At 72.3% G+C, this 24680-nt stretch carries 25 protein-coding genes; 8 read left to right on the top strand and 17 right to left on the bottom strand.

From position 1 onward, the window contains the following. The first annotated feature begins 2 nt into the window (after nucleotides 1-2). Nucleotides 3-713, top strand: a complete 711-nt coding sequence (locus tag J2X46_RS15330; RefSeq protein WP_310251992.1) for a hypothetical protein — start codon at nucleotides 3-5, stop codon at nucleotides 711-713. Here J2X46_RS15330 and J2X46_RS15325 read toward each other — a convergent pair. Beyond that, nucleotides 710-1066 (bottom strand): VOC family protein, encoded by a 357-nt coding sequence (locus J2X46_RS15325; RefSeq protein ID WP_310251989.1) that lies wholly within the window; start codon nucleotides 1064-1066, stop codon nucleotides 710-712. The two genes, J2X46_RS15330 and J2X46_RS15325, sit on opposite strands and share 4 nt — an antisense overlap. Before the next feature lie 94 nt (nucleotides 1067-1160). Between J2X46_RS15325 and serB the strand changes: the two genes are divergently transcribed. Continuing rightward, the gene (serB, locus tag J2X46_RS15320) at nucleotides 1161-2378 is read left to right on the top strand and encodes a phosphoserine phosphatase SerB (protein ID WP_310251987.1); all 1218 of its coding nucleotides are present in this window, start codon (nucleotides 1161-1163) and stop codon (nucleotides 2376-2378) included. Here serB and J2X46_RS15315 read toward each other — a convergent pair. After that, complete coding sequence (locus J2X46_RS15315; RefSeq protein WP_310251985.1) at nucleotides 2350-3114, bottom strand: putative protein N(5)-glutamine methyltransferase; 765 nt, start codon at nucleotides 3112-3114, stop codon at nucleotides 2350-2352. The two genes, serB and J2X46_RS15315, sit on opposite strands and share 29 nt — an antisense overlap. A 23-nt stretch (nucleotides 3115-3137) precedes the next feature. Continuing rightward, on the bottom strand, nucleotides 3138-3668 hold the full coding sequence (locus tag J2X46_RS15310; RefSeq protein ID WP_310251983.1) for a histidine phosphatase family protein: 531 nt from the start codon (nucleotides 3666-3668) through the stop codon (nucleotides 3138-3140). Nucleotides 3669-3701: 33 nt separating this feature from the next. Between J2X46_RS15310 and J2X46_RS15305 the strand changes: the two genes are divergently transcribed. Together J2X46_RS15305 and cphA are read left to right on the top strand one after the other, a co-directional pair. Continuing rightward, nucleotides 3702-4685 (top strand): cyanophycinase, encoded by a 984-nt coding sequence (locus J2X46_RS15305; protein ID WP_310251981.1) that lies wholly within the window; start codon nucleotides 3702-3704, stop codon nucleotides 4683-4685. Beyond that, on the top strand, nucleotides 4685-7459 hold the full coding sequence (gene cphA, locus J2X46_RS15300; protein WP_310251979.1) for a cyanophycin synthetase: 2775 nt from the start codon (nucleotides 4685-4687) through the stop codon (nucleotides 7457-7459). The genes J2X46_RS15305 and cphA overlap by 1 nt, the downstream gene beginning before the upstream one ends. On the opposite strand, the gene J2X46_RS15295 is transcribed toward cphA, so the two are convergent. The 5 genes from J2X46_RS15295 to J2X46_RS15275 form a co-directional block, all read right to left on the bottom strand. Further along, nucleotides 7432-7725, bottom strand: a complete 294-nt coding sequence (locus J2X46_RS15295; protein ID WP_310251977.1) for a hypothetical protein — start codon at nucleotides 7723-7725, stop codon at nucleotides 7432-7434. The genes cphA and J2X46_RS15295 overlap by 28 nt on opposite strands. A gap of 141 nt (nucleotides 7726-7866) precedes the next feature. Continuing rightward, nucleotides 7867-9555, bottom strand: a complete 1689-nt coding sequence (locus tag J2X46_RS15290; RefSeq protein WP_310251974.1) for a Mur ligase family protein — start codon at nucleotides 9553-9555, stop codon at nucleotides 7867-7869. A 42-nt stretch (nucleotides 9556-9597) separates the two neighbouring features. Further along, nucleotides 9598-10368, bottom strand: a complete 771-nt coding sequence (gene fabI / locus J2X46_RS15285) for an enoyl-ACP reductase FabI (RefSeq protein WP_310251973.1) — start codon at nucleotides 10366-10368, stop codon at nucleotides 9598-9600. Nucleotides 10369-10407: 39 nt separating this feature from the next. Next, nucleotides 10408-11139: a 3-oxoacyl-[acyl-carrier-protein] reductase gene (fabG, locus tag J2X46_RS15280; RefSeq protein WP_310251971.1), complete on the bottom strand. Its 732-nt coding sequence runs from the start codon at nucleotides 11137-11139 to the stop codon at nucleotides 10408-10410. A 37-nt stretch (nucleotides 11140-11176) separates the two neighbouring features. After that, nucleotides 11177-11389, bottom strand: coding sequence for a dodecin (locus J2X46_RS15275; RefSeq protein WP_310251969.1), 213 nt, complete (start codon nucleotides 11387-11389; stop codon nucleotides 11177-11179). Nucleotides 11390-11486: 97 nt separating this feature from the next. Between J2X46_RS15275 and J2X46_RS15270 the strand changes: the two genes are divergently transcribed. Continuing rightward, nucleotides 11487-11777, top strand: a complete 291-nt coding sequence (locus tag J2X46_RS15270) for a DUF3099 domain-containing protein (protein ID WP_310251967.1) — start codon at nucleotides 11487-11489, stop codon at nucleotides 11775-11777. Between the two features lie 196 nt (nucleotides 11778-11973). Further along, nucleotides 11974-12177 carry an acetone carboxylase gene (locus J2X46_RS15265; protein ID WP_310251965.1) on the top strand — a complete coding sequence of 68 codons (204 nt, stop codon included), beginning with the start codon at nucleotides 11974-11976 and terminating at the stop codon, nucleotides 12175-12177. Nucleotides 12178-12346: 169 nt separating this feature from the next. Here J2X46_RS15265 and moaA read toward each other — a convergent pair whose 3' ends face one another. Further along, nucleotides 12347-13336 (bottom strand): GTP 3',8-cyclase MoaA, encoded by a 990-nt coding sequence (moaA, locus tag J2X46_RS15260; protein ID WP_310251963.1) that lies wholly within the window; start codon nucleotides 13334-13336, stop codon nucleotides 12347-12349. Between the two features lie 60 nt (nucleotides 13337-13396). Here moaA and J2X46_RS15255 point away from each other — a divergent pair, with 60 nt between their 5' ends. After that, complete coding sequence (locus tag J2X46_RS15255; RefSeq protein ID WP_310251962.1) at nucleotides 13397-14314, top strand: SURF1 family protein; 918 nt, start codon at nucleotides 13397-13399, stop codon at nucleotides 14312-14314. Here the strand turns inward: J2X46_RS15255 and J2X46_RS15250 are convergent. The 4 genes from J2X46_RS15250 to abc-f form a co-directional block, all read right to left on the bottom strand. Continuing rightward, nucleotides 14258-15028: an SDR family oxidoreductase gene (locus J2X46_RS15250; protein WP_310251960.1), complete on the bottom strand. Its 771-nt coding sequence runs from the start codon at nucleotides 15026-15028 to the stop codon at nucleotides 14258-14260. The genes J2X46_RS15255 and J2X46_RS15250 overlap by 57 nt on opposite strands. A 108-nt stretch (nucleotides 15029-15136) precedes the next feature. Next, nucleotides 15137-17023, bottom strand: a complete 1887-nt coding sequence (locus J2X46_RS15245) for an ABC transporter ATP-binding protein (RefSeq protein WP_310251958.1) — start codon at nucleotides 17021-17023, stop codon at nucleotides 15137-15139. 92 nt (nucleotides 17024-17115) lie between these two features. Next, nucleotides 17116-17901 (bottom strand): enoyl-CoA hydratase/isomerase family protein, encoded by a 786-nt coding sequence (locus J2X46_RS15240; protein WP_310251957.1) that lies wholly within the window; start codon nucleotides 17899-17901, stop codon nucleotides 17116-17118. Nucleotides 17902-17929: 28 nt separating this feature from the next. Further along, nucleotides 17930-19528: a ribosomal protection-like ABC-F family protein gene (gene abc-f, locus J2X46_RS15235; protein ID WP_310251956.1), complete on the bottom strand. Its 1599-nt coding sequence runs from the start codon at nucleotides 19526-19528 to the stop codon at nucleotides 17930-17932. Between the two features lie 110 nt (nucleotides 19529-19638). On the opposite strand from abc-f, the gene J2X46_RS15230 reads away from it, so the two are divergent. Then, nucleotides 19639-20577, top strand: a complete 939-nt coding sequence (locus tag J2X46_RS15230; RefSeq protein WP_310251955.1) for a neutral zinc metallopeptidase — start codon at nucleotides 19639-19641, stop codon at nucleotides 20575-20577. Between the two features lie 19 nt (nucleotides 20578-20596). Here J2X46_RS15230 and J2X46_RS15225 read toward each other — a convergent pair whose 3' ends face one another. From J2X46_RS15225 to J2X46_RS15210, 4 genes are all read right to left on the bottom strand, one after another. Further along, nucleotides 20597-21499, bottom strand: coding sequence for a phosphotransferase (locus J2X46_RS15225; protein ID WP_310251954.1), 903 nt, complete (start codon nucleotides 21497-21499; stop codon nucleotides 20597-20599). A gap of 10 nt (nucleotides 21500-21509) precedes the next feature. After that, a complete protein-coding gene (locus tag J2X46_RS15220) occupies nucleotides 21510-23135 on the bottom strand; it encodes an ABC transporter permease (protein ID WP_310251952.1) in 1626 nt (541 codons plus the stop codon). Continuing rightward, nucleotides 23119-23997: an ABC transporter ATP-binding protein gene (locus J2X46_RS15215; protein ID WP_310251950.1), complete on the bottom strand. Its 879-nt coding sequence runs from the start codon at nucleotides 23995-23997 to the stop codon at nucleotides 23119-23121. The genes J2X46_RS15220 and J2X46_RS15215 overlap by 17 nt, the downstream gene beginning before the upstream one ends. A 74-nt stretch (nucleotides 23998-24071) precedes the next feature. After that, complete coding sequence (locus tag J2X46_RS15210; protein ID WP_310251948.1) at nucleotides 24072-24677, bottom strand: acVLRF1 family peptidyl-tRNA hydrolase; 606 nt, start codon at nucleotides 24675-24677, stop codon at nucleotides 24072-24074. Nucleotides 24678-24680 lie beyond the last annotated feature (3 nt).

The following is a 24680-nucleotide window of genomic DNA, read 5'->3' as shown; positions in this document are numbered from 1 at the left end:
CGATGTCCTCCTCCGCTCCCTCCCTGCCGCACTCTGCGGCCCTGGCCTGGTGGCTCACCGCCTGGCTGCGCGGGCACGAGCAGACCGACCACGTGCTCGACGCGCTGGCCGACGACACCCACCTGCTCGAGGGTGGCTCGGCGCTCGACCTGCTCGCGCGCTCGCGCGCCACCGGGGCGTCGTACGCCGGACTGGCGCTGCCCGTCGACGGCGACCCCCTCGGACTGGGCGGGCCGCGCGCCTTCAACGAGGCGGCGATGGAGGCCGGGCAGGCCGTCGTGGTCGGGACGCTCGGTCTGGTGCCCGTCGAGCAGGGCGAGACGGTGCAGTGGCAGCCCTTCGACGCCGGGCCGCGGCAGCTGCCCGACGTCGGGGAGGCCGACCGGGCGCTGCGCGAGTCGCTGCTCGGTGCGGCAGGCGACCTGGCCGACCTCGACGTCGCTCGCTGGCGCCCCGAGGCCGCCGACGCCCTGATGAACCTGCACCACCGGCCGAGCCTCGACGCCCCGCTCGGCACGCCGCCGCGCTGCGTCGACCTGGCCGCGCGCGGCCTCCAGGCGTGGGCGATCGTCGACCTCGCGCTCGTCGACGACGGCGGCGCGCTGTCGTCCTACGAGATCGAGCGGCGGCGCGGCCTGCTCCAGCCGCTGGCACGCACGGCCCGCCGCGCGATCGTCGCGGCCTGCTCTCCCGAGGTCTGGCCCGAGCGCTAGCTGCTCGCCCAGACCCCGAGCACGGTGCCGTCGGGGTCGGCGAAGAGGAAGCGCCGCCCGCCGGGGAATTCGTAGGGACCTTCGGTCACGGTGCCGCCCGCGGCCGTGACGGCCTGGACGGTGGCGTCGAGGTCGTCGGAGTAGAGCAGCACGAGGGCGCCGCCGGGACCGGTCGCGCCGCCGGGGTTGAGGCCGCCGACCTCGCCGTCGCCGGTGGCGTTGCGGATGCCGGAGTAGTCGGGGCCGTAGTCGTTGAACTCCCAGCCGAAGGCCTTGCCGTAGAACGCCTTGGCGGCCGCGAGGTCGCCGACGCCCATCTCGATGTAGTCGATGGTGTGGTGGACCTGGCTCATGCGTTCGACGCTACGCCGCACCACCGACAGCGCCCGCCCGAGTCGCGGACCGGCCCCGGTCGGGCCGCAGCACCGGACTAGCCTTCGTCCCACCATGGAAGACGAGCCGAAGACCCTCCTTGTCACCCTCACCGGCAAGGACCGGCCCGGCGTCACGTCGGCGATGTTCGACGCCCTCGCCGCGGCCGGGGTCGAGGTCGTCGACATCGAGCAGATCGTGCTGCGACGCCGGCTGCTGCTCGGCATCCTGGTCACCGCGCCTCGCGACTGGAAGAAGCTGCGCGACGTCATCGAGCGCACAGCAGCCGAGCTCGACATGAACGTCGAGGTCGACCGCGGAGCGGGCGACAACCGCAGCCGCAGCGGCGACCGCTCCCACATCACCCTGATCGGCAGCCCGCTGAAGGCGTCGGCGGTGGCGGCGGTGGCCGGGCGGATCGCCGACTCGGGCGCCAACATCGACCGCATCGAGCGGATGGCGCGCTACCCGGTGACCGCCATCGAGCTGCACGTCTCCGGCGCACCGGCCGACGCGCTCCGGCCCCTGCTCGCCGCCGAGGCCGCCCGGCTCGGCATCGACCTCGCCGTGCAGCGCGAGTCGCTGCACCGCCGGGGTGTCCGGCTCATCGTGATGGACGTCGACTCCACGCTGATCCAGGGCGAGGTGATCGAGATGATCGCCGCCCACGCCGGGCAGGAGGCCGAGGTCGCGCGCGTCACCGAGGCCGCGATGCGCGGCGAGCTGGACTTCGAGGAGTCGCTGCGCGAGCGGGTCGCCCTCCTCGAGGGCGTGCCGGCGAGTGCGCTCGACGAGGTCTACGACTCCATCGTCCTCGCACCTGGCGCGCGCACCCTGGTGCGCACGCTGCGCCGCCTCGGCTACCGCTTCGCGATCGTGTCCGGCGGCTTCAGCCAGATCACCGACCGGCTGGCCGCCGAGCTCGGCATCCACTTCGCCCGGGCCAACGAGCTCGAGATCGTCGACGGGCTGCTGACGGGCCGGATCGTCGGCGACGTCGTCGACCGGGCCGGGAAGGCTGCTGCGCTGCGCGAGTTCGCCGACGAGGTCGGCGTACCCCTCGACGCGACGATCGCCATCGGCGACGGCGCCAACGACCTCGACATGCTCAACGCCGCGGGCCTCGGCATCGCCTACAACGCCAAGCCGATGGTGCGCGACGCCGCGCACACCTCGGTCAACGTGCCCTACCTCGACACCGTCCTCTACCTGCTCGGCATCTCCCGCGAGGAGATCGAGGAGGCCGACGCCGAGTTCGGCATCGTCACGCCCGCGCCGCCCCTGCTCGACTGACCCGCCCGACGGCCACGCAGCCGCCGACCTCCTCGTCGACGAGCACCTCGGTCGCCAGTCCCGCCTGCTCCATCGCGGCGGTCGTCAGCGCCGCCTGACCGGGGCTGGTCTCGACGAGCAGCACGCCCCCGGGTGCCAGCCAGCCGGTGGCTCCTTCGGCCAGTCGCCGGTGCAGGTCGACGCCCTCCGCCCCGCCGTCGAGGGCGGCGCGGGGCTCGTGGTCGCGGGCCTCGGGCGGCATCGACGTGATCCGGTCGGTGGGGACGTACGGCGCATTCGCAGCGAGTACGTCGACCCGGCCGGCGAGTGCCGCCGGGAGCGCGTCGTAGAGGTCGCCGAGGTGGAGGGTGGCGCTCGGCGCGTTCGGCCGGGCGCAGTCGAGCGCCGACCGGCTCAGGTCGGCGGCGTGCACCTCCGCACTGCCGTGCCCCTCGAACGACGCCGCCACCGGAGCGACCCCGCAGCACATCTCGACCACCACGGCTCGCGCACTCCCAGCCTCCGCGAGCGCAGTGCGAGCCAGCAGCTCGGTGCGCCGTCGAGGGACGAACACCCCGGCCGCCACCACGAGCCGACGCCCCATGAACTCCGCCCAGCCGAGCACCAGCTCGAGCGGCTCGCCGGCGACCCGACGTCCGGCCAGCTCGTCCAGCTCGCGCGCCGAGAGCGCGGCCTCCTGCAGGAGCGCGGCCTCCTCCTCGGCCCACACGCAGCCGGCCGCCCGCAGGCGCGCCACAAGGGCCTCGTCGACCGGGTGCGTCACCCGTCGCCGACGTGGAAGGACTCGAGGCGGCAGGTGCCCGGCCCCACCGTGGTCCAGTCCCCCGGCACCGCGAAGACCGCGAGGCCGGAGGTCGGGAAGCCGCGCGTGATGAGGCCGGTCGTGGCGTCGGCGTCACCGTCGCCGTCGTCGAGCAGCTCGGCGACGTAGGCCATCGTCGGGTTGTGGCCGATCACCACGAGGGTGGCCACGCCGCCGTCGGTCTCGCGGATCAGGTCGATCGCGACGTCGGGGCCGGCGGCGTACAGAGACGCGGAGAAGTCGGGCTCGACGTCCCAGCCGGCGCCGCCGGCGACGCTCGCCCAGGTCTCCTGGGTGCGCAGGGCGTCGGACACGAGGGCGGAGTCGGGGTCGATCCCCTGCTCGCGCAGCCAGCGGCCGGCCTCCTCCGCGTCGGCGTGCCCGCGGGGGGCCAGCGCTCGCTCGCGATCCGTCGGACCGGTGGCCTCCGCCTTGCTGTGGCGCATCACGACAAGTCGTCGCACCACGCTGCTCGTTGACTCCTGCATCCCTCAACCCTTGCAGCCGCTAGCCTGCCTGTCATGCCCCACGGACCACTCATGATCATCGGTGGTGCCGAGGACAAGGTGCGCAAGCCGACGATCCTCAAGCACTTCGTCGCCCTCAGCGGCGGCAAGGACGCCCGCATCGCCGTCATCCCGACGGCGTCCTCGCTCGGACGCGAGGTGGTCGACGTCTACGACGCGCTCTTCACCCGCTTCGGTGCCGCGCGCGTCGACGCCGTACGACCCGAGACGCGCGACCAGGCCCACGACCCCGCACTGGTCAAGGCCCTCGACGAGGCCACCGGCATCTTCATGACGGGAGGCAACCAGCTCAAGCTGTCGTCGGTCGTGTGCGGCACACCCGTGGGCGACGCGATCCTGCGCGCGCACGAGCGCGGCGCGGTGGTGGCCGGCACGTCGGCCGGCGCCAGCATCCAGTCCTCGCACATGGTCGCCTTCGGCGTCGGCGGATCGACGCCCAAGCAGCGGATGACGCAGGTGGCGGCGGGCCTCGGCCTGGTCGACACCACCGTCATCGACCAGCACTTCGACCAGCGCAACCGCTACGGCCGGCTGCTGATGATCGTGGCGCAGAGCCCGCAGCTGCTCGGGATCGGCGTCGACGAGGACACCTGCGGCCTGGTCGAGAACGTCGACGGCGACTCGGTCATGCGGGTCATCGGCAAGGGTGCGGTCACGATCTTCGACGGCTCGCGGATGGTCTCCAACGCCTACGAGGCGAAGCGGTCCTCGCCACTCCTCGCGAGCGGCGTCGTGTTCCACGTGCTGCCCGAGGGCACGGTCTTCAACCTGACCACGCGGTCACTGGTGCCGCAGGAGCAGACGGTCGACCCCGAGGAGGCCGTCGAGCTCGCCGAGGCCAGTCGCGACCTGCGCCAGCTCGCGCGCGACATCGCCGCCGCCGACGCCGCCCCCTCCGCGATCCGGCGTCGCCTGAAGATGCGGCGCAGCCAGTCCAGCCCGTCCGAAGACTCCGACCCCACCGAGGGAGAACGTTGATGAGCGAGCGCCCCACCCCCGACCTCGAGATCGTCGAGACCCGCGTCTACCGCGGGCCCAACGTGTGGTCGTACGACAAGTCGATCCACCTCGTGGTCGACCTCGGGTCGCTGGAGCAGTTCCCCACCAACACCATCCCCGGCTTCTCCGACGACCTCGTCGCGATGCTGCCCGGGCTGCGCGAGCACTCCTGCTCCCGCGGTCGTCGCGGCGGCTTCCTCGAGCGGCTCAACGAGGGAACCTGGCTGGGCCACGTCTCCGAGCACGTGGCGCTGGCGCTCCAGCAGCTCGTCGGTCACGACATCCGGCGCGGCAAGACCCGCCAGGTCAAGGGCCAGACCGGCCGCTACAACATCATCTACGGCTACATCGACGAGAACGTCGGCCTCAGCGCGGGCCGCCTGGCGATCCGCCTGGTCAACCACCTCGTCGAGGGCGACCCGGACTTCGACTGGGAGGCCGAGCGCGACGACTTCATCCGCCGCGCGGAGCGCACGGCCTTCGGCCCCTCGACCCAGGCGATCGTCGACGAGGCCGTCTCCCGCGACATCCCGTGGATCCGGCTCAACCAGTACTCCCTCGTCCAGCTCGGCCAGGGCGTCCATGCCAAGCGGATCCGCGCCACGATGACGTCCGAGACGTCGTCCATCGCCGTCGACATCGCCTCCGACAAGGACCTCACCACCAAGCTCCTCGGTGCCGCCGGGCTCCCGGTGCCCAAGCAGGAGTCGATCCGCACGGAGGAGCAGGCCGTCGCGGCCGCCCGCCGGATCGGCTTCCCGGTCGTGCTCAAGCCGCTCGACGGCAACCACGGCCGCGGGGTGTGCCTCGACCTGCAGAGCGACGACGACGTACGCGCTGCCTTCCCGATCGCGCACGGCCAGTCGCGCCGCGGCAACGTCATCGTCGAGTCGTTCGTCACCGGCAAGGACTACCGCTGCCTGATCATCGACGGCCGGATGGTCGCGATCGCCGAGCGCGTCCCCGCCTCCGTCACCGGTGACGGCACCTCGACCGTGGAGGAGCTCGTCGACCTCACCAACGCCGACCCGCGACGCGGCGTCGGCCACGAGAAGGTGCTGACCCGGATCAAGGTGGACGACGCGGCCATCGAGGTGCTCGCCGACCAGGGCCACACGCTCGAGTCGGTGCCCGCCGAGGGCGAGATGGTGAAGCTGGCGCTGACCGGCAACATGTCGACCGGCGGCATCTCGATCGACCGCACCTTCGAGGCGCACCCGGAGAACGTCGAGATCGCCGAGGAGGCCGCCCGGATGGTCGGCCTCGACATCGCCGGCATCGACTTCATCTGCCCCGACATCACCCAGCCGGTGCGCGAGGCCGGCGGTGCGATCTGCGAGGTCAACGCGGCGCCCGGCTTCCGGATGCACACGCACCCGACCATCGGTGAGCCACAGTTCATCGCCAAGCCCGTGGTCGACATGCTCTTCCCGCCGGGCGCGACGTCGCGCATCCCGATCGTGGCGGTGACCGGCACCAACGGCAAGACCACCACCAGCCGGATGATCAGCCACATCTTCAAGGGCATGGGTCGCAAGGTCGGCATGACCTCGACCGACGGCGTCGTGATCGACGAGCGGCTCGTCATCCGGGCCGACGCGTCCGGGCCGCGCTCCGCGCGGATGGTGCTGCAGAACCCCCGTGTCGACTTCGCCGTCTTCGAGGTCGCCCGCGGCGGCATCCTGCGCGAGGGCCTCGGCTACGAGCGCAACGACGTCGCAGTGGTGCTCAACGTGCAGCCCGACCACCTCGGCCTGCGCGGCATCGACACCGTCGAGCAGCTCGCCGACGTGAAGGCGGTCATCGTCGAGGCGGTGCCGCGCGACGGCCACGCCGTGCTCAACGCGGACGACCCGCTCGTGCGCGAGATGCGCCGGCGCTGCTCGGGCCAGGTCGTGTGGTTCTCGATGGAGGAGCCCGGCGGCGAGACGCGCGACATGATCGACGCACACTGCCGCCGCGGCGGCAAGGCCATCGTGCTCAACCCCAGCGAGCGCGGCGAGATGATGGTCGTCCAGCACGGCCGCCGCGAGATGCAGCTGGCGTGGACCCACCTGCTGCCCGCGACCTTCAAGGGCCGCGCCCGCATGAACGTGCAGAACGCGCTCGCCGCGGCCGCCGCCGCGTTCGCCGCCGGCGCGCCGCTGCACGACATCCGCCAGGGCCTGCGCACCTTCTCGACGAACTACTACCTCTCCCCCGGCCGCCTCAACGAGGTCGAGGTCAACGGCGTCAACGTCATCGTCGACTACTGCCACAACGCGCCCGGCATGAAGATGCTCGGCGACTTCGTGGACCGCGTCGGCGAGTCGCTCGAGTCCTCGCACGACCTCGCCCGGCCGTCGCGGATCGGCATCATCGCCACCGCCGGCGACCGTCGCGACGAGGACATGCGCGAGCTCGGCCAGATCGCCGCCCAGCACTTCGACGTGCTGGTCGTCCGCGAGGACGTCGCCCTCCGTGGCCGCACGCGCGGGGAGACCGCCGACCTCGTGCTCGAGGGCGTGCGCGCCGCGATGTCCGAGGGCGCGCGCTGCAAGCAGGCCGAGCTGGTGCTCGAGGAGATCGAGGCCGTACGCCACGCGATGAGCCGCGCCAACCGCGGCGACCTCGTCGTGGTCTGCGTCGACAAGCACGCCGAGGTGATGGCCGAGCTGGAGAACTGGTCAGACGAGGCGCAGGCCGGCTCCGGTGCCAACCCCGACGCCCCGTCGGCCGACCCCGACTACTCCCCGCCGGCGGAGGGTGCGTGAGGGTCCTCGACCTGGCCGGCCTGCCGCACCGTCCGATCGAGGCGCACGGCAGCCGCGGGTTCTCGATCGGCGCGTTCGGGCTCGGCGCCGACACCCACCTCGTCGCGGTCACACTCGCTCCCGGCGGTCGGATCGGCCGCCACCCGGCCGTGGGCCGGCAGCTGTTGGTGGTGCTGTCCGGTGACGCCGAGGTCAGCGGGGCCGAGGGCACCGCGCAGGCCCTGGCACCGGGCCAGGCCGCCGTCTGGGAGCCCGGCGAGCAGCACGAGACGCGTGATCTCTGTGAGCGGTGGTCCACCCACATTTCTGCGGCGCGGAATGTAGGTGGACCACCGCCACCGGGCGTGTCGCCGTGCGACACGAGAGCCGGCGGTGGTCCACCTCACCCACCGCTCACGAGTCGGAGCTCACCGAGCCGCGCGGACCTTCTCGGAGAGGGTCTCGGGGGTGTCGGCGGTGCCACCGTGCTCGGCGATCCAGTCGTAGGCCTGCTGGCGCTCGGCGTGGCACATCAGGCCGACGACGTCGCCGGGACCGGCGCGCTCCACGAGTGCGGCCAGGCACTCGACCTCGGTCTCGTAGGTGTCGATGTCGGTGACACCCACCCGCGCGGCGCCGGCACGCAGCAGCTGGTCGATCTCGTCCATGGTGCGGCCGCGCAGGTAGTGGGCCTTGTGGCCGATCGCGACCACGTCGCTGCCCTTGGCGCCGATCTCGCCGAGGGCATCGATCAGCTCGTCGGTGCGGTCGCCCACGGCGCCGAGGCCGAGCATCAGGCGGGCACCCGGACGTCGTACGCCCGACATGATCTCGAGCAGTGCCTCCAGGCCGGCCTCGTTGTGGGCGAGGTCCATCACGACCGAGACGTCGCCGGGCATGGAGAAGAAGTTCATCCGGCCCGGGTTGTGCTCGGCATCTGGCCGGAACGACGTCAGCCCGGCGACCACGTCGGCCCGGTCCAGCCCGATGGCCAATGACGCGGACGCCGCGGCCAGTGCGTTCTCGATGTTGAAGCGCGAGAGCCCGGCGAGCGTCATCGGCACATCGACCAGCTCGACCAGCGGGTCGGGGTCGGAACCGGGCTTGAGCACCGTGATCCAGCCGTCGATGACGGTCGTGGCGCGGCCGCCGCCGTGGCTGAGTACCTCGCGCACCGCAGGCGAGTCGGGGTCGCGGCTGAAGATCCACGGCTGGGCGGAGATCACCGACTGCATCGCGAGGACGCGCGGATCGTCGCCGTTGAGCACGGCCCAGCCGTCCTTGCGGGTGATCCGCGGGACCACCGACTTCACCTCGGCAAGCTGGTCGACGGTGTCGATGCCCTGGAGCCCGAGGTGGTCGGCGGTGACGTTGGTGACCACCGAGACGTCGTTGCGGGTGATCCCGATGCCCTTGAGCAGGATGCCGCCGCGCGCGGTCTCGGTGACGGCGAACTGCACGCCCTCGAGGGCGAGCGCTCGTCCCGCACCGGACGGACCTGAGTAGTCGCCGGCCTCGACCAGCACGCCGTCGCGGTAGATGCCGTCGGTGTTGGACCACCCGACGACCAGGCCACTCGTGCGCGCGATGTGCGCGATCATCCGGCTGGTGGTCGTCTTGCCGTTGGTGCCGGTCACCGCGACCACCGGGATCGTCGGGGTGATCGTGGTCGGCCGGTCGCCCCTCGGCGCCTGGGCGACCTCGTGAGCCGCCGCGCTCACCGCCGCCTCGACGTCGGGGGTCGGCAGCGCGTCGAGCGCGTGGGCGACGGCCTCGCCGAGCGCCCGGGCGCGACCGCGGTTGCGCCACGGGAAGGCGACGACCAGCACGTCGGGGTCCGACGTCGGGCGGACCCGCACCGCGAGTCGCTTCGTGCCCGCCTCGCCCGCGATGGCGCGCACCAGACGCTCGACCGCGCGCAGCGCGAACCGCTGCCGGAAGCCCGTGCCGGCAGCACCCGGACGGGTCGTCCGCAGCCCGATCCGCCGGGCGAAGCGCAGCACCGCCTCGTCGCTCGCCTCGGTGATCGTCGAGACGTCGAGGGTGAGCTTCACCGCGGCGCGCGGGAAGTACAGGTTGGGGCCTTCGAGGATGCGGAGCTCGACGAGGGAGGTCACCGCAGGAAACTAGCGGACCGCGGGCGTCTGGCTACAGACCCCTCAGAGGCCCATCGCGTGGAAGCCGCCGTCGACGTGCACGATCTCGCCCGTCGTCGCCGGGAAGAAGTCGCTCAGCAGGGCGCACACGGCCTGAGCGGTCGGCGTGTGGTCGGTCTCGTCCCAGCCCAGCGGGGCGCGGTCCTTCCACGCCGACTCGAGGTCCTCGAAGCCGGGGATCGCCTTGGCCGCGAGCGTCTTGAGCGGGCCGGCCGATACCAGGTTGCAGCGGATGCCCTCCGGACCGAGGTCGCGGGCGACGTACCGGCTGGTGTTCTCCAGGGCCGCCTTGGCGACGCCCATCCAGTCGTACGCCGGCCACGCCGTGGTGGCGTCGAAGGTGAGCCCGACGATGGAGCTGCCGCGCGAGAGCAGCGGCTTGGTGGCGACGGCGAGCGACTTCAGGGAGTACGCCGACACCTGCACGGCCTGCGCGACGTCGTCCCACGGGCCGTCCATGAACTTGCCGCCGAGGAGCGTCTCGGGGTTGCCGTAGGCGATCGAGTGGACCACGCCGTCAAGGCCGTCGACGTGCTCGCGGACCTGGTCGGCGAGCCCGGCGAGGTGGTCCTCGTCGGTGACGTCGAGCTCGAGGACCGGCGGCTCCTGCGGCAGCCGCTTGGCGATGCGCTTGGTGATGCCCAGCGCGCGGCCGAAGTTGGAGATCAGGACCGTCGCGCCCTGCTCCTGCGCGATGCGGGCGGTCGCGAAGCCGATGGAGCTGTCCATCGTGACGCCGGCGACCAGGATGCGCTTGCCGTCGAGGATTCCCATGAGTGTGTCCTTTGCTGTCGCGTCGGTCGGGTTCGGGGGTCAGTGGCCCATGCCGAGGCCGCCGTCGACCGGGATCACGGCCCCGGTGACGTAGGCGGCGCCGTCGGAGGCGAGCCAGGTGACGGCCGAGGCGATCTCGGCCGGCGAGGCGTAGCGGCCCAGCGGGACCTGGGTGCGGATGGCCGCCTTCTGGTCGTCGGTGAGGACGTCGGTCATGTCGGTCTCGACGAAGCCCGGCGCGACGACGTTGGTCGTGATCGAGCGGCTGCCGAGCTCGCGGGCCAGCGAGCGTGCCAGGCCGACGAGACCGGACTTGGAGGCGGCGTAGTTGACCTGCCCCGCTGAGCCGAGGAGGCCCACGACCGAGGAGATCAGGATGATGCGGCCTCGGCGCTGGCGGAGCATGCCCTTGGCGGCGCGCTTGGCGAGCCGGAAGGTGCCGGTCAGGTTGGTGTCGATGACCGAGGACCAGTCGTCCTCGCTCATCCGGAGGACGAGGGTGTCCTTGGTGATGCCGGCGTTGGCGACCAGCACCTCGACCGGCCCGTGCGCCTCCTCGACCGTCGCGAAGGCGGCCTCGACGGCCTCGGGGTCGGTGATGTCGCAGCGCACGTCGAGCGCGCCCTCGGGTGCACCGCCGTTGCGGGTGGTCACCGCGACCTTGTCGCCGAGCTCGATGAAGGCCTCGGCGATCGCGCGGCCGATGCCGCGGTTGCCTCCGGTCACGAGGACGGAGCGGGGGGCGGCGCTGGATCCGGGAGTCTCGGTCACGCCCACGACGCTAGTGATTACCGCTGGGTACGAGGAATCACTCGTCCTCGAGGCGGAAGCCGACCTTCATCCCGACCTGGAAGTGCTCGACCTCGCCGTCCTTGGCCTGGCCGCGGATCTGGGTCACCTCGAACCAGTCGATGTGGCGCAGCGTCTGCCCAGCGCGCTCGATGCCGTTGCGGACCGCCTGGTCGATGCCGTCGGGAGACGTGCCGACGATCTCGGTGACGCGGTAGGTGCGGTTGGTCATGGGGTGCTCCTTCGTCCCGGTGGGGAGGGGCGGCGTCCCTGACTGGGTCCTCGGCCGCCCCGTTGGCTCCCGAGCCTAGCGACGTACGATGGGAGGCATGGCCAAGCACGACGCCGTACGCATCACCACGGCTCGCAGCAGCGCCGCCGACGACATGCGGTCGCGCCAGCGGCGCTATGCGATCTCGATGACGATCCGCATCGTCTGCTTCGTCGCGGCCGTCGCGGTGGGCCCCGGCGTGCTGCGCTGGGTGCTGGTCGCAGCCGCGGTCTTCCTGCCCCTCTTCGCCGTGATCATGGCCAACGCCGGCGACCAGCGTGACGACGGATTCACGCTCCCGAACGGGCCTTCCACACATGAACTGATGGCAGGCGAGGACGAAGACTGAGGAAAATCTCTTTCGCGCGTGTCGTGGCCGGAAGTTTGGTTTTCACACAACGGCCGTGCAATGATCCCGAGCAGCGATCGCAGCATCCCCCGTCTGTGATCGTTCTCGAAGTGCCGGACAGCTTCCCCCCGTGGCTGTCCGGCACTTCCCTTTTCCAGCCTTTTCTGCCTGCCTGCCGCTGACGAGAGGTCACCCGATGGAGCTCGACCGCGAGATCTGCTCGGCCAAGGGCTGCCAGGCCGACGCCGTGTGGGACCTGCGCTGGAACAACCCGAAGATCCACACGCCCGACCGCCGCAAGGTCTGGCTCGCCTGCGAGGAGCACCGGGAGTCCCTCTCGGACTTCCTCGGGGCGCGGGGGTTCCTGAAGGACATCGTCCCCCACGAGGTGTCGGCGTAGGCGCCTCCCCGCCGGCTGGGTAGTCCAGTGACGAGTGGTCGTCCGGACTGCCTTCGGACAGCCGTTCGCCACTGGACTGTCCGGGCGTCCGCCACCCTGGCGGGAGACAACATTCGAACAGCCCAGCCGGATGTCGTACGCCGCCACCCTCAGGCGGCGGGGCGGGAGATCAGCCGCCGATCGCCGACATCGGGCGGTCGGGCTGGAGGAAGGTCTCGTCGTCGATGCCGTGGCCGGCGCGCTTGCCGCGCATCGCGATGACCCAGCGCTCGGCGATCTCCTCGTCGCCGGCGCCGGTGCGCAGCGACGTGCGCAGGTCGGACTCCTCGCGGGCGAAGAGGCAGTTGCGCACCTGGCCGTCGGCGGTGAGGCGGACCCGGTCGCAGTCGCCGCAGAACGGGCGGGTGACCGAGGCGATGACCCCGACCGTCGCCGGCCCGCCGTCGACGTCGAACAGCTCGGCCGGAGCGCTGCCCCGCGGGGCGCCGTGCGGGGTCAAGGTGAACTCGGCGCTCAGCGCCGCGAAGATCTCGTCGGCAGTGACCATCGCGGCGCGGTTCCAGTCGTGCTGGGCGTCGAGCGGCATCTGCTCGATGAAGCGGAGGTCGTAGCCGTGCTCGATGCTCCAGCGCAGCAGCTCGGCGGCCTGGTCGTCGTTGGTGCCCCGCAGCAGCACGGCGTTCAGCTTGATCGGGCCCAGCCCGGCGGCCTTGGCGGCCTCGAGGCCGGCGATGACGTCCTTGAGCCGGTCGCGGCGGGTGATCGTGGCAAACGTGTCGGGCCGCACGGTGTCGATGCTCGCGTTGATGCGGTCGAGGCCGGCGTCGGCGAGCGCCTGCGCGGTGCGCTGGAGCCCGAGCGCGTTGGTGGTCAGCGAGGTCTCGACGCCGAGCGCGTGGGTGCGGGCGACGATGTCGACCAGACCACGGCGCAGGAGCGGCTCGCCGCCGGTGAAGCGGACCTCGCGGATGCCGAGCCGCTCGACGCCGATCGTCACCAACCGGACGACCTCGTCGTCGGTGAGGGTCTGCTCGGTCGGGAGCCAGTCGAGGCCCTCTGCGGGCATGCAGTAGTTGCACCGCAGGTTGCACCGGTCGGTGAGCGAGACGCGCAGGTCCGTGGCCACGCGGCCGAAGCGGTCTGCCAGAGGTGTCGTCACCTGTACGAGTCTAACGAGGTGGGGGTCAGAAGCTCAGGCCGTCCCGGATAGCCTCGGCAGGTGCACAAGCTGCGGTTCCTCGTCTCGCGGCGCTGGATCGTCTTCGCGCTCGTGGTCGTCTTCCTCGCCTGGGTCGCGTGGCGCCTCGGCGAGTGGCAGTTCCACCGCCTCGACGACCGCAAGGAGCGAAACGCGATCATCGAGCGCAACGAGAAGGCCGGCGCCGACCCGGTGACCGACGTGCTCGCCCCCGGCGAGCCCGTGGCCCGTGCCGACGAGTGGCGCATCGTCGAGGCAACCGGCACCTATGCCGTCGACGACACGGTGATCGTCCGCTACCGCACCCGCGACGGGTCCGCGGGCGTCGACGTCGTCGTACCCCTCGAGCTCGCCGACGGCTCGACGCTGCTCGTCGACCGCGGCTGGTACGCCACCGACAACCGTGGTGCGACCTCCGCCGACGTGCCCGAGCCACCCTCCGGGGAGGTCACCGTGACCGGGTGGGTACGCCAGGACGCCGAGGGCGACAGCACGGAGGTCTCCGACCTCTCCACCCGCGCGGTCAACAGCGACCGGATCTCCGAGGCGCTCGGCCGTGACGTCCTCGGCGGGTGGGTCGACCTGCGCAGCGAGTCGCCCGAACCCGAGACTCCCCTGCTGTCGGTCGAGCTGCCCGAGCTCGACAACGGTCCGCACTTCTTCTACGGCCTGCAGTGGTGGTTCTTCGGGGCCATGGCGATCTTCGGGTTCTTCTTCCTCATCTACGACGAGCTGCGGGGCGGTCGCGGTCCGGCGAGGACCGCGGCACCGGCGGAGAAGCCGGTGCGCGCACCGGTCCCCCAGGCTCCGCCCAAGCCGCGGCGCAAGACCTGGCGCGAGCGCCTCGACCCCGGCGACGAGGACGATGAGGTCGAGGACCCGTCAGAGCGCCCGCAGGAGCCCGCCGTCGACCGGGAGCATCACGCCGGTCACGAATGACGCGACCGGCGACATGACGAACGCAGCCACCGCGCCGAACTCCTCGGGCTCGCCGTAGCGCCCGAGCGGGATGCCCGCCTCGGCGGCGCGACGGGCGCCGTCGGGGTCGCCGGTCGAGGCGTCCAGCTCGGCGACCCGCTCGGTGCCGATGCGGCCCGGCAGCAGCCCGTTGACCCGTACGCCGCGGGGGCCGAGCTCGTCGGCCAGCGTCTTGGCGACCATGGCGAGGCCGGGCCGGAGGCCGTTGGAGATCGCCATCTCCGCCAGCGGCGCCCGGACGCTCGAGGAGAGCACCAGGCCCAGGGCTCCGCCCGCGGGCAGCGCCGCGCCGACCTCGCGGGCGAGGCGTACGGCGCCCAGGAAGACCGACTCGAAGGCGGTCGTCCACTGGTCGTCGGTGATGGCCGCGACGGACCCCTTGGGCGGGCCGCCGACGCTGATCAGGGCCCCGTCCACGCGCCCCCATGCCTCGTCAGCGGCGGCGAGCAGCCGGGCGGGCGCCTCACGGTCGGCGTTGTCGATCGCGACCGCGACGGCCGCGTCGCGGCCCGAGTCACCGTTGAGCGCGGCCACTGCCTTGTCCAGTGACTCCTCGGAGCGACCGGAGAGCACGACCCGGGCCCCCTCCGCCACGAGCACGTCGGCGGTCGCCCGCCCGAGCCCGCGAGCGCCTCCGGTGACGATGAAGACGCGATCGGCGAGCTGCAGGTCCATGTCACGAGGCTAGTCGGGCACGACGAAGTCGTGGACGGCGTGCCGAGGGAGGTCGAGTGCCGCCGCGATCGAGGCACGAGGTCGCGACGCGGTGTATCGAGACCAGGCCTAGCCGGGAAGGTCGACCTTCTCGGCGCGGAACTGCGTCGCGTGGAGGGTGGCGTAGAGGCCACCGGCGGCGAGCAGCTCGGCGTGGGTGCCCTGCTGCACGACGCGGCCGTCGTCGAGGACGAGGATCAGGTCGGCGTTGCGGACCGTGGAGAGCCGGTGCGCGATCACCAGCGACGTACGGCCCTCGAGGGCGGCGTCGAGCGCGTCCTGCACGGCTGCCTCGGACTCGCTGTCGAGGTGGGCGGTGGCCTCGTCGAGCACCACGATCGCGGGCGCCTTGAGCAGCAGCCGGGCGATGGCCAGACGCTGCCGCTCGCCACCGCTGAGGCGGTAGCCCCGGTCGCCGACCACCGTGTCGAGCCCGTCGGGCAGCGACCGCACCAGGTGGGCGATCTGCGCCGCCTCGAGCGCGGCCCAGACGTCGGCCTCGGTCGCGGCCGGTCGGGCGTAGAGCAGGTTGGCGCGGATGGTGTCGTGGAACATGTGGGCGTCCTGGGTGACGTAGCCGACGACGTCCTCCAGCGACTGCAGCGTCACGTCGCGGACGTCGTGGTCGCCGACCCGGACAGCCCCGGCCTCGACGTCGTACAGCCGGGCGACGAGGTGGGTCACCGTCGTCTTGCCGGCGCCCGAGGGCCCGACGAGCGCGACCATCTGCCCGGGCTGCGCGGTGAACGAGACGTCGTGGAGCACCTGCCCGGTGTCGCGCGACTCCGTGCGCGCGACGGTCTCCAGCGAGGCGAGGGAGATCTGGTCGGCGCGCGGGTAGGTGAAGGCGACGTGGTCGAACTCCAGCCGTGACGCCGAGAGCGGCAGCTCGACCGCGCCCGGCTTCTCCTGGATCAGTGACGGCAGGTCGAGCACCTCGAAGACCCGGTCGAAGCTCACCAGGGCGGTCATCACGTCGATCCGCACGTTGGAGAGCCCCTGCAGCGGGCCGAGGAGGCGGGTCAGCAGCACGCCTAGCGCGACGATCGTGCCGACCGACAGGTCGCCGCGGATCGCGAGCCACCCGCCGATGCCGTAGACGAGCGCGGTGGCGAGCGAGGGCACGAGCGTCATCGCGGCGAAGAAGATCCGGGTGAGCAGGGAGATCCGCACGCCGAGGTCGCGCACGACGGCCGCCTTCTGGGCGTAGGCGACGTCCTCCACGTCGCGGCGCCCGAAGAGCTTGAGCAGCATCGCGCCGCCGACGTTGAAGCGCTCGGTCATGGCGTTGCCGAGGTCGGCGTTGCCGTCCATCTGCTGGCGCGACAGGTCGGCCAGCCGGTTGCCGACCAGGCGCGAGGCGATGAGCAGGATCGGGAACAGCGCGACGCACAGCAGCGTCACCGGCCAGCTCAGGAAGAGCATGGTCACGCCCACGACGACGGCCGCGATGATGTTGGAGACGGTGCCCTGGAGCGTCGAGGTGAACGCCCGCTGGGCGCCGATGACGTCGTTGTTGAGCCGGCTGACCAGGGCGCCGGTCTGCGTGCGGGTGAAGAACGCCAGCGACTGCCGCTGGACGTGGGCGAAGACCTGGGTGCGGAGGTCGTAGATCAGGCCCTCGCCGATGCGACTGGAGAGCCACCCGGTGATCAGGCCGAAGCCTGCGTCGACCACCGCGACGATGCCGACGAGGACTGCGAGCCACACGACGAGCGAGGTGTCACCGGTGCGGACGCCGTCGTCGATGATCGCCTTGAGCAGCAGCGGGGGCAGCACGACCAGCGCGGCATCCACCACCGTGACGGCGAGGAACCCGGCGATCAGCCTGCGGTGCGGGCGCGCGAACCCCAGCACCCGGCGCACGGTCTTGCGCTCGATCTTGTTCTCGACCACGCTCCGGTCGCTGCGGAGGAACCGCCACGGCGGGCCCCCGGCCCCCGGCCCCATCGACATCCCTGCTCCTCTTCACCTGTTCCCCGGGACAACTCCCGGTCGCCAGGCATTGTTCCTCGCAGGACCGACAGTGACTGCGGCGCCGGGGCGGATCAGCCCGCGAACGCCGCCGCGACCGCGCGGAAGCGGCGTACCTGCGCCTCACGCTCGAGTCGCCGCTGCTCGTCGAGGTCGCGGTCGGCCGCGCCCTGGAGCAGGGCCTTGGTCTCGGCCACGACGCCCGGCATCGGCGCGACCAGCGCGGCGGCCAGCTCGGCGACGGTGGCGTCGAGGTCCGCAACCGGGACCGCGGCCGCAGCCAGGCCGATGCGGACCGCCTCGTCAGCAGGTACGACGCGCGCGGTGGCGCAGATCTCCAAGGCACGCGCGTAGCCGACGTGCTCGACCAGCGGCTTGGTGCCGGTCAGGTCGGGCACCAGCCCGAGGGCCGACTCCTTCATGGAGAACTTCGCGTCGTCGGCGACCACCCGCAGGTCGCACGAGAGCGCAAGCTGGAAGCCGGCGCCGATGGCGTAGCCGCGGACCTTGGCGATCGAGACGAAGCGCGGGTCGCGCAGCCAGGTGAAGCCGCGCTGGAACTCCTCGATGCGGGCCGAGGCGTCCTCGTCGCTGAGCGCCAGCAGCCCCACGACGCTCTCCTGCCCGGAGGTCGACGGGTCGAGCATGGCCCGGTCGAGGCCGGCGGAGAAGGTCTCCCCCTCCCCCGTCACCACGACGACCTTGATGTCGTCCGGCAGGGTCGCGCCGATCTCGCCGAGGACGATCCACATGGCCGGCGTCTGCGCGTTGCGGACATCGGGCCGGTCCAGGGTGACCGTGGCGACGGGACCCTCGATCTCGAGGCGGAGGCCGACGGCGGCAAGGTCTTCGGGAGTCATGCCCCGAGGTTACTACTCGTCAGTAACGTCAGGCGAGGGAGACCAGGTCGGCGTACTCCTCGGACCAGAGGTCCTCGTCGCCGTCGGGGAGCAGGAGCACGCGGTCGGGGTCGAGCGCGCGGACCGCGCCCTCGTCGTGGGTGACCAGGATGATCGCGCCGGTGTAGCTGCGGATGGCGTGCAGCACCTCTTCGCGGGAGGCCGGGTCGAGGTTGTTGGTGGGCTCGTCGAGCAGCAGCACGTTGGCGCTCGAGACGACCAGGATCGCGAGCGCGAGGCGGGTCTTCTCGCCACCGGACAGCACGCCGGCGGGCTTGTGGGCGTCGTCGCCGGAGAAGAGGAACGAGCCGAGCACGGAGCGCGCCTGGGTGTCGGTGAGCTCGGGAGCCGCGCTGTGCATGTTCTCCAGCACGGTGCGGTTGACGTCGAGGGTCTCGTGCTCCTGGGCGTAGTAGCCCATCTTGAGGCCGTAGCCCGGGACGACCTCACCGGTGTCGGGCTGGTCGACGCCCGCGAGGATGCGCAGCATCGTGGTCTTGCCGGCGCCGTTGAGGCCGAGGATGACGACGCGGCTCCCCCGGTCGATCGCGAGGTCGACTGCGGTGAAGACCTCGAGCGAGCCGTAGGACTTCGACAGCTCGGTGCCCATCAGCGGCGTCTTGCCGCACGGGGCGGGCTCCGGGAAGGCGATCCGGGCGACCTTGTCGGCCGCGCGCTCGCTCTCGATGCCGGCCATCATCTTCTCGGCGCGCTTGAGCATCGACTGCGCGGCCTGGGCCTTGGTCGCCTTGGCCCGCATCTTGTTGGCCTGGTCGGTGAGCACCTTCGCCTTGTTCTCGGCATTCTGGCGCTCGCGGCGCCGGCGCTTCTCGTCGTCCTCGCGCTGGGTCAGGTAGTTGTGCCAGCCCATGTTGTAGACGTCGATGACCGCGCGGTTGGCGTCGAGGTGGAAGACCTTGTTGACGGTCGCCTCGAGCAGCGCGTTGTCGTGGCTGATCACCACGAACCCGCCCTTGTGCGCCTTGAGGAAGTCGCGCAGCCAGACGATCGAGTCGGCGTCGAGGTGGTTGGTCGGCTCGTCGAGCAGCATGATCTCGGCACCGGAGAACAGGATGCGGGCGAGCTCGACGCGGCGGCGCTGGCCACCCGAGAGCGTGCCGATCGGCTGGGCGAGGATGCGCTCCTCGATGCCGAGGGCCGCCGCCATCTGCGCGGCCTCGGACTCGGCGGCATAGCCACCACCGGCGTGCAGCTCGGCGTCGGCGTTGGCCCACCGGCGCATGCCGCGCTCGTGGACCTTCGGGTCCTCGCTGGCCATGTCGACCTCGGCCTCGCGCAGGCGTCGTACGACCTCGTCGAGGCCGCGCGCGGACAGGATCCGGTCGCGGGCGATGACCTCGGGGTCGCCGACTCGCGGGTCCTGCGGCAGGTAGCCGATGTCGCCGCTGCGGAGGACCTGCCCGGACGCGGGCTGGCCCTCTCCGGCGAGGATGCGGGTGAGCGTCGTCTTGCCGGCACCGTTGCGCCCCACGAGGCCGACCTTGTCGCCGGCGGCGATGCGGAAGGTGACGTCCTCCATGAGGAGCCGCGCGCCGGCTCGGACCTCGAGCTTCTGGGCGGTGATCATCTCGGACGACATCCTACGAAGGGGTGGGTGCTCGAGCCCCATCGGCGTGCCCACGCGCTAACCTGCGCGGAGATCCACCTCGCTGCACGACCTGCGGAAAGGCAACGCCCATGCGCTTCAACCCGAAGGCCAGGCTCGACACCTCCCGCGTCGGTGACGGTGGCGGCGGCAGCGGTGGCGGCGGTCCGATGCGGATCCCGATCCCGGGCGGCACGCGTGCCGGCGGCGGCATCGGCGGCATCCTGATCATCATCCTGTTCGTCCTGCTGACGCAGTGCCTGGGCGGTGGCCTCGGCGGTGGGACGGGCAGCGGCACCGACACCACGTCGCAGGGCGGCACCGACACCAGCCGGATGGGCGACTCGGAGCGCTATGCCAACTGCAAGACCGGCGCCGACGCCAACACGGACGAGGACTGCGCCCGTGTCGCGGTGGAGAACTCGCTCTACAACTTCTGGTCCACGCAGTTCAGCAGCGGCTTCAAGCCGGCGACGATGATGACGTTCAGCGGTGCGGTCAACACCGGCTGCGGCCAGGCCACCTCGCAGGTCGGCCCGTTCTACTGCCCCAACGACCAGCAGATCTACCTCGACACCACCTTCTTCCAGGACGTGCTCGAGGGCCAGCTCGGCGGCAAGGGCGGCGACTTCGTCGAGCCCTACGTGATCGGTCACGAGTACGGCCACCACATCCAGAACCTGATGGGCACCATGGGCAAGGTCCGCACCCAGCAGGGCCCCGAGTCCGACGCCGTACGCCTCGAGCTGCAGGCCGACTGCTACGCCGGCCTCTGGACCAACGCCGCGACCGGCACCACCGACACCGACGGCGTCGCGATCTTCTCCGACCTCGACGACGCCGACATCCAGGAGGCGCTCGACGCCGCCAAGACCGTCGGCGACGACCGGATCCAGCAGAAGTCCGGGCAGGGCGTCGACCCCGAGGGGTGGACCCACGGCTCCTCGGAGCAGCGGATGCACTGGTTCATGACCGGCTACCAGGACGGCACGATCGAGGACTGCGACACCTTCTCGGCCAGCTCGCTCTGAGGCCCAGCTCAGGTCGAGGTCAGGCGAGCAGCGCCTCGATCTGGCCGACCTGCCGCTGCATGGCATAGATGTACGGCGCCACGCTGGGGTGGCGGAACTTGCCTGCGAGCGCACCCTCACCGTCGGCGACGCGGGCGAGCGCCCAGTCCAGGCGGGTCAGCGCGGTGTAGACGGCCATCACGCGGGCGCCGGTCCTGACCTCGTCGGGTGAGGCGAGCGCCGACGGGAGCGCAGCGACGTACGCCTCGACGAGCGGGTCGACGTCCTCGCGGGTGGCGAGGGAGAGGTAGCCGAGGTCGGCTCCGACCGGGCCGCGGCCCAGGTGCGCCCAGTCGATCGCGACGGCGCCCTCCCCTGCCCGCCCGGGGATGTTGGCGGCCGACGGGTCGCCGTGCTGAGCCACCTGCGGCAGCGCGTCGCACTGGTCGAGCCACACGGTGCGGTGGCTCCAGAGGTGGTCGGCGACGTCGGCCATCGGGGTGCGGGCCAGCGTCTTCCAGCCGCCGCGGCGCTCGACGAGCCCGAGCCGCGTGCGGAGCTGGTTGCGCGCCAGCCAGCCGTGCGTGCCGAGGTCGGCGGCGGCGAACCGGCCCAGGCAGGCGGCCAGCCACAGGCCGGGGGCGTCGTGGTGCTCGACGCGCTCGTGGACCAGCGTCACGCCCTCGTCGTCCTCGTCGACGCGTACGACGGGCGCCTCGCGCAAGCCCGGCGCACCGGCCACGACCCCGCTGAGGGCGACGTCGGCCGCGCGCCGCCAGTAGTTCACGTCGCCGGGCGACAGCACCCCGCTCGAGTCGTGGGGCTCGGGCGCCTGGAGCCGCTTGACCACGACGTCACGGCCCCTGATGGTCGCCGACCAGACGCCCACGGTCGCCGGACCTGCCCCTGCAAGTCGGGTCCACCCCGGCTCGGGTTGCCACATGGGCGTGACGCTAGCCGATGTCACGGGCCCGGTAGCGCCCAAACGCGACCGCGAGCAGCAGCGTGGCGGCCACGACCAGGCCCACCTCCGACGAGACGTCGACCGGCTGCACCGGGACCGCCACCACGTGCTGGAAGGGCGAGAGGCCGATGACCCAGTCGGGGAGCTCGAGCAGCGGTCCGACCTCGCCGAGGGTCACGAACGCCACGAGCGCGGCCCAGCCGATCCACGGCTGGTGCGGCGACCACGCCCACGCGAGCACCGCGACCGCCGCCACGACCCACATCGCCGGCACGTGGGCCAGGGCCGCCGGGACCAGCCGGCCGAGGGCGTCGCCCACACCGCCGACCTGGCTGCCGTAGCCGATCGCCGACCCGGCGCCGTAGGCCACGGCCAGCGCGGCCAGGCCGGCACCGGCAACCAGGACCTGGGCGCCGAAGACCTGGGCGCGTGAGCCGGTCGCGGCCAGCACCTCGGGCGTCCGGCCGTCGGTCTCCTCGCGGGCACCCGACACGGTCACCTGGACGGCGTACGCCGACAGGATCGCCGCCATCACGGCGAGGAGGGCGGCGAGCATCGCGTCCTCGACCCGCCCCTTGCCGCCGAGCGCCTCGAGCGCGGCCTTGCCGGCGGGCGAGTCGAAGAGCGAGCCGATGTGCGGTGCGACGGAGCCGAACAACGCGCCGGAGACCAGGCTCGCCACCAGCCACCACGCGGTCGAGAGCCGGTTGAGCCGCCACACCAGCGCCAGCGTGCTGCCGATCTGCCCATCGGCCGGCCCCGCCCCCTCGGCCAGCAGCCCGTTGCCGAGGTCGCGTCGTCCGCGGAGCACGTGCGCGGCCACGACGAGGACGGCGGCGAGGGCGGCGTAGAGCCCGAGCACCCACCAGCGGGTGTCGCCCCAGGCGTCGAGGCGGGTGCCCCACCCCAGCGGCGAGAGCCAGCCGAGGGCGTCGGGCCCGATGTCGCCGGCCGCCCGGATGACGTCCCAGACCGCGAAGGTCGCCAGCGCGAGGCCGCCGCACGTGCGGGCGCTCGCGGCCAGCTGCGCGCACACAGCGCCGGTGCCCGCGCCGACCAGCGCAGCGCCCGTCCAGCTCAGGCCGAAGGCGACCGAGCCGGCGACCTCCAGGCCCGCGGCGACGTCGACGACCATGCACAGCACCCCGAGCACGACCGCTGCTGCGGCCGCCTCGAGCAGGGCGGCCCGCAGCGGGGCGGACCTGCCGACCAGCGTCGCGCCCATCAGCTCCGCACGACCGGACTCCTCCTCGACGCGCGTGTGGCGTCGTACGACGACGAGGCCCAGGCCCATCACGAAGAGGGCGTACATCACCGTCATCTTGCTCATCGCGAGCTCGGCGGCGCTGTGCTCGTTGAGGATCGGCCCGTAGAGCGCGACCAGCGCCGGGCTGGTGTTGATCACGCGGGAGGCGGCGACCCGCTCCGCCGCGTCCGTGTAGAGGCCGGTGGTCGCGAACGCCGACGCCGCGACCATCGCGGTCAGCAGCCAGATCCAGACCGGGAGCAGGATGCGGTCGCGGCGCAGGTTCAGCCGCAGCAGGCCGGTGGTGCCGGCCGCGTCGGTCCCGGCCTCGGTCCGGGCCTCGGCCCGGGCCTCAGTTGCGGTAGGCATCGAGGAACAGCTCCTCCAGCGACGGCGGCGTGCAGGTCAGCGACTCCACGCCCGCGGCGTCGAGCGCCCGGAGCAGCCCGGGCAGGCCGTCGGGGTCGACCGCACAGGTCACCGCACCGTCCGTGACCTGCAGGTCGTGCACGCCGGTGAGGTCGGCCGGGAGCGCGCCCGTGATCTGCGCGCGGACGTGGTTGCGCCGCAGGTGCCTCAGCTCGGCGAGCGTGCCGTTCTCGACGGTCCTCCCCTGCCGGATGATCGTCACCCGGTCGGCGAGCCGCTCCACCTCGCTGAGGATGTGGCTGGACAGCAGGACGGTGGTGCCCTGCGCCTTGTGCTCGGCGAGGCACTCGTTGAAGACGCGCTCCATCAGCGGGTCGAGGCCGGACGTCGGCTCGTCGAGCACCAGCAGCTCGACCTGGGTGGCGAACGCAGCGACCAGCGCGACCTTCTGCCGGTTGCCCTTCGAGTAGGTGCGTCCCTTCTTGGTGGGGTCGAGGTCGAAGCGCTCGAGCAGTGCGTCGCGGTCGGTCGCCTTCGGGTCGAGGCCCCGCATCCGCAGCAGCGTGTCGATCGCCTCTCCCCCGCTGAGGTTCGGCCAGATCGCGACGTCGCCCGGCACGTACGCCAGTCGCCGGTGGATGGCGACCGCGTCGGCCCACGGGTCGAGCCCGTGGACCGAGACCGTCCCACCGTCGGTGCGCATCAGCCCGAGCAGCGCCCGGATCGTGGTCGACTTGCCGGCACCGTTGGGGCCGAGGAAGCCGTGCACCTCGCCGGCGGCCACCTCGAGGTCGAGGCCGTCGAGGGCGCGTGCCCTGCCGAACGTCTTGACGAGGCCGTGGACCTCGATCGGGTTGCTCACGGGATCCACGCTACGACCGCGGCGGGGCGCACCGTCAGAGCCGTTCGGCCCGTGTCGCCGTGATGCGTGATCCGTCAGGCGTTGGTGACCTCGACACCGATCGCCTGGGCGTCGGCGATCGCCTGATCGAGGACGGCTCGGCGTGGATCCGGCACCGGGAGCCACGGCCCGACGACGGTGGCCGACGAGAGTCGCGGGTCCTCGAGCACCGCGTCGACGGCGGCGTGGTCGCCGCCCGTCACCAGGAGGCGTACGCCGCCGAGCAGCCGCGCTGCATGGTCGGCAGCCGCCTCGTAGGCCTGCCGCGCCTGGTTGTCCCGGCGGCGGGCGAACCGCTGCTGGCTCTGACCGCCGGCCTTGCTGCGGCCCTGCACGTGCCGCTGGCCGATCTTGTGCTCGACCATCCGCGGGCCCTCGAGCCGGGCCACGGCGAAGCCGCCCTTGCGCACCAGCAGCACGCCCCACCGCTCGGGCGGCACCGCCGCCTCGGCGAAGGCACCCGCCTCCGGCGGTCCGTCGTACGAGTTCGCGAAGGGCAGCTGCGCGAGGAAGGTGGAGCCGTCGACGGCCTCCCCGCTCAGCCCACCGTCGGACACGGACACGGTCGCAGTGCCGTGGCGCGCGGCGAAGTTGTCGACCCATCGACCCCAGCGCGCGGTGGGGACGAGGACGTGCGCCACGGC

This window comes from Nocardioides sp. BE266 (genome assembly GCF_031457855.1).
In the GTDB taxonomy this organism is placed as follows: Bacteria; Actinomycetota; Actinomycetes; order Propionibacteriales; family Nocardioidaceae; genus Nocardioides.
Note: the sequence above shows the minus strand (reverse complement) of the source record. Positions and strands in the feature narration are given on the sequence as shown.

Coding starts and splice junctions, on each gene's coding strand:
- J2X46_RS15225 (WP_310251954.1), bottom strand. CDS start 21,499: ATGTGGCAACCCGAGCCGGGGTGGACCCGACTTGCAGGGGCAGGTCCG.
- J2X46_RS15220 (WP_310251952.1), bottom strand. CDS start 23,135: ATGCCTACCGCAACTGAGGCCCGGGCCGAGGCCCGGACCGAGGCCGGG.
- J2X46_RS15330 (WP_310251992.1), top strand. CDS start 3: ATGTCCTCCTCCGCTCCCTCCCTGCCGCACTCTGCGGCCCTGGCCTGG.
- J2X46_RS15310 (WP_310251983.1), bottom strand. CDS start 3,668: ATGCAGGAGTCAACGAGCAGCGTGGTGCGACGACTTGTCGTGATGCGC.
- J2X46_RS15230 (WP_310251955.1), top strand. CDS start 19,639: ATGCGCTTCAACCCGAAGGCCAGGCTCGACACCTCCCGCGTCGGTGAC.
- abc-f (WP_310251956.1), bottom strand. CDS start 19,528: ATGATCACCGCCCAGAAGCTCGAGGTCCGAGCCGGCGCGCGGCTCCTC.
- cphA (WP_310251979.1), top strand. CDS start 4,685: ATGAGCGAGCGCCCCACCCCCGACCTCGAGATCGTCGAGACCCGCGTC.
- J2X46_RS15325 (WP_310251989.1), bottom strand. CDS start 1,066: ATGAGCCAGGTCCACCACACCATCGACTACATCGAGATGGGCGTCGGC.
- J2X46_RS15275 (WP_310251969.1), bottom strand. CDS start 11,389: ATGACCAACCGCACCTACCGCGTCACCGAGATCGTCGGCACGTCTCCC.
- J2X46_RS15305 (WP_310251981.1), top strand. CDS start 3,702: ATGCCCCACGGACCACTCATGATCATCGGTGGTGCCGAGGACAAGGTG.
- fabI (WP_310251973.1), bottom strand. CDS start 10,368: ATGGGAATCCTCGACGGCAAGCGCATCCTGGTCGCCGGCGTCACGATG.
- J2X46_RS15265 (WP_310251965.1), top strand. CDS start 11,974: ATGGAGCTCGACCGCGAGATCTGCTCGGCCAAGGGCTGCCAGGCCGAC.
- J2X46_RS15240 (WP_310251957.1), bottom strand. CDS start 17,901: ATGACTCCCGAAGACCTTGCCGCCGTCGGCCTCCGCCTCGAGATCGAG.
- serB (WP_310251987.1), top strand. CDS start 1,161: ATGGAAGACGAGCCGAAGACCCTCCTTGTCACCCTCACCGGCAAGGAC.
- J2X46_RS15270 (WP_310251967.1), top strand. CDS start 11,487: ATGGCCAAGCACGACGCCGTACGCATCACCACGGCTCGCAGCAGCGCC.
- J2X46_RS15245 (WP_310251958.1), bottom strand. CDS start 17,023: ATGTCGATGGGGCCGGGGGCCGGGGGCCCGCCGTGGCGGTTCCTCCGC.
- J2X46_RS15250 (WP_310251960.1), bottom strand. CDS start 15,028: ATGGACCTGCAGCTCGCCGATCGCGTCTTCATCGTCACCGGAGGCGCT.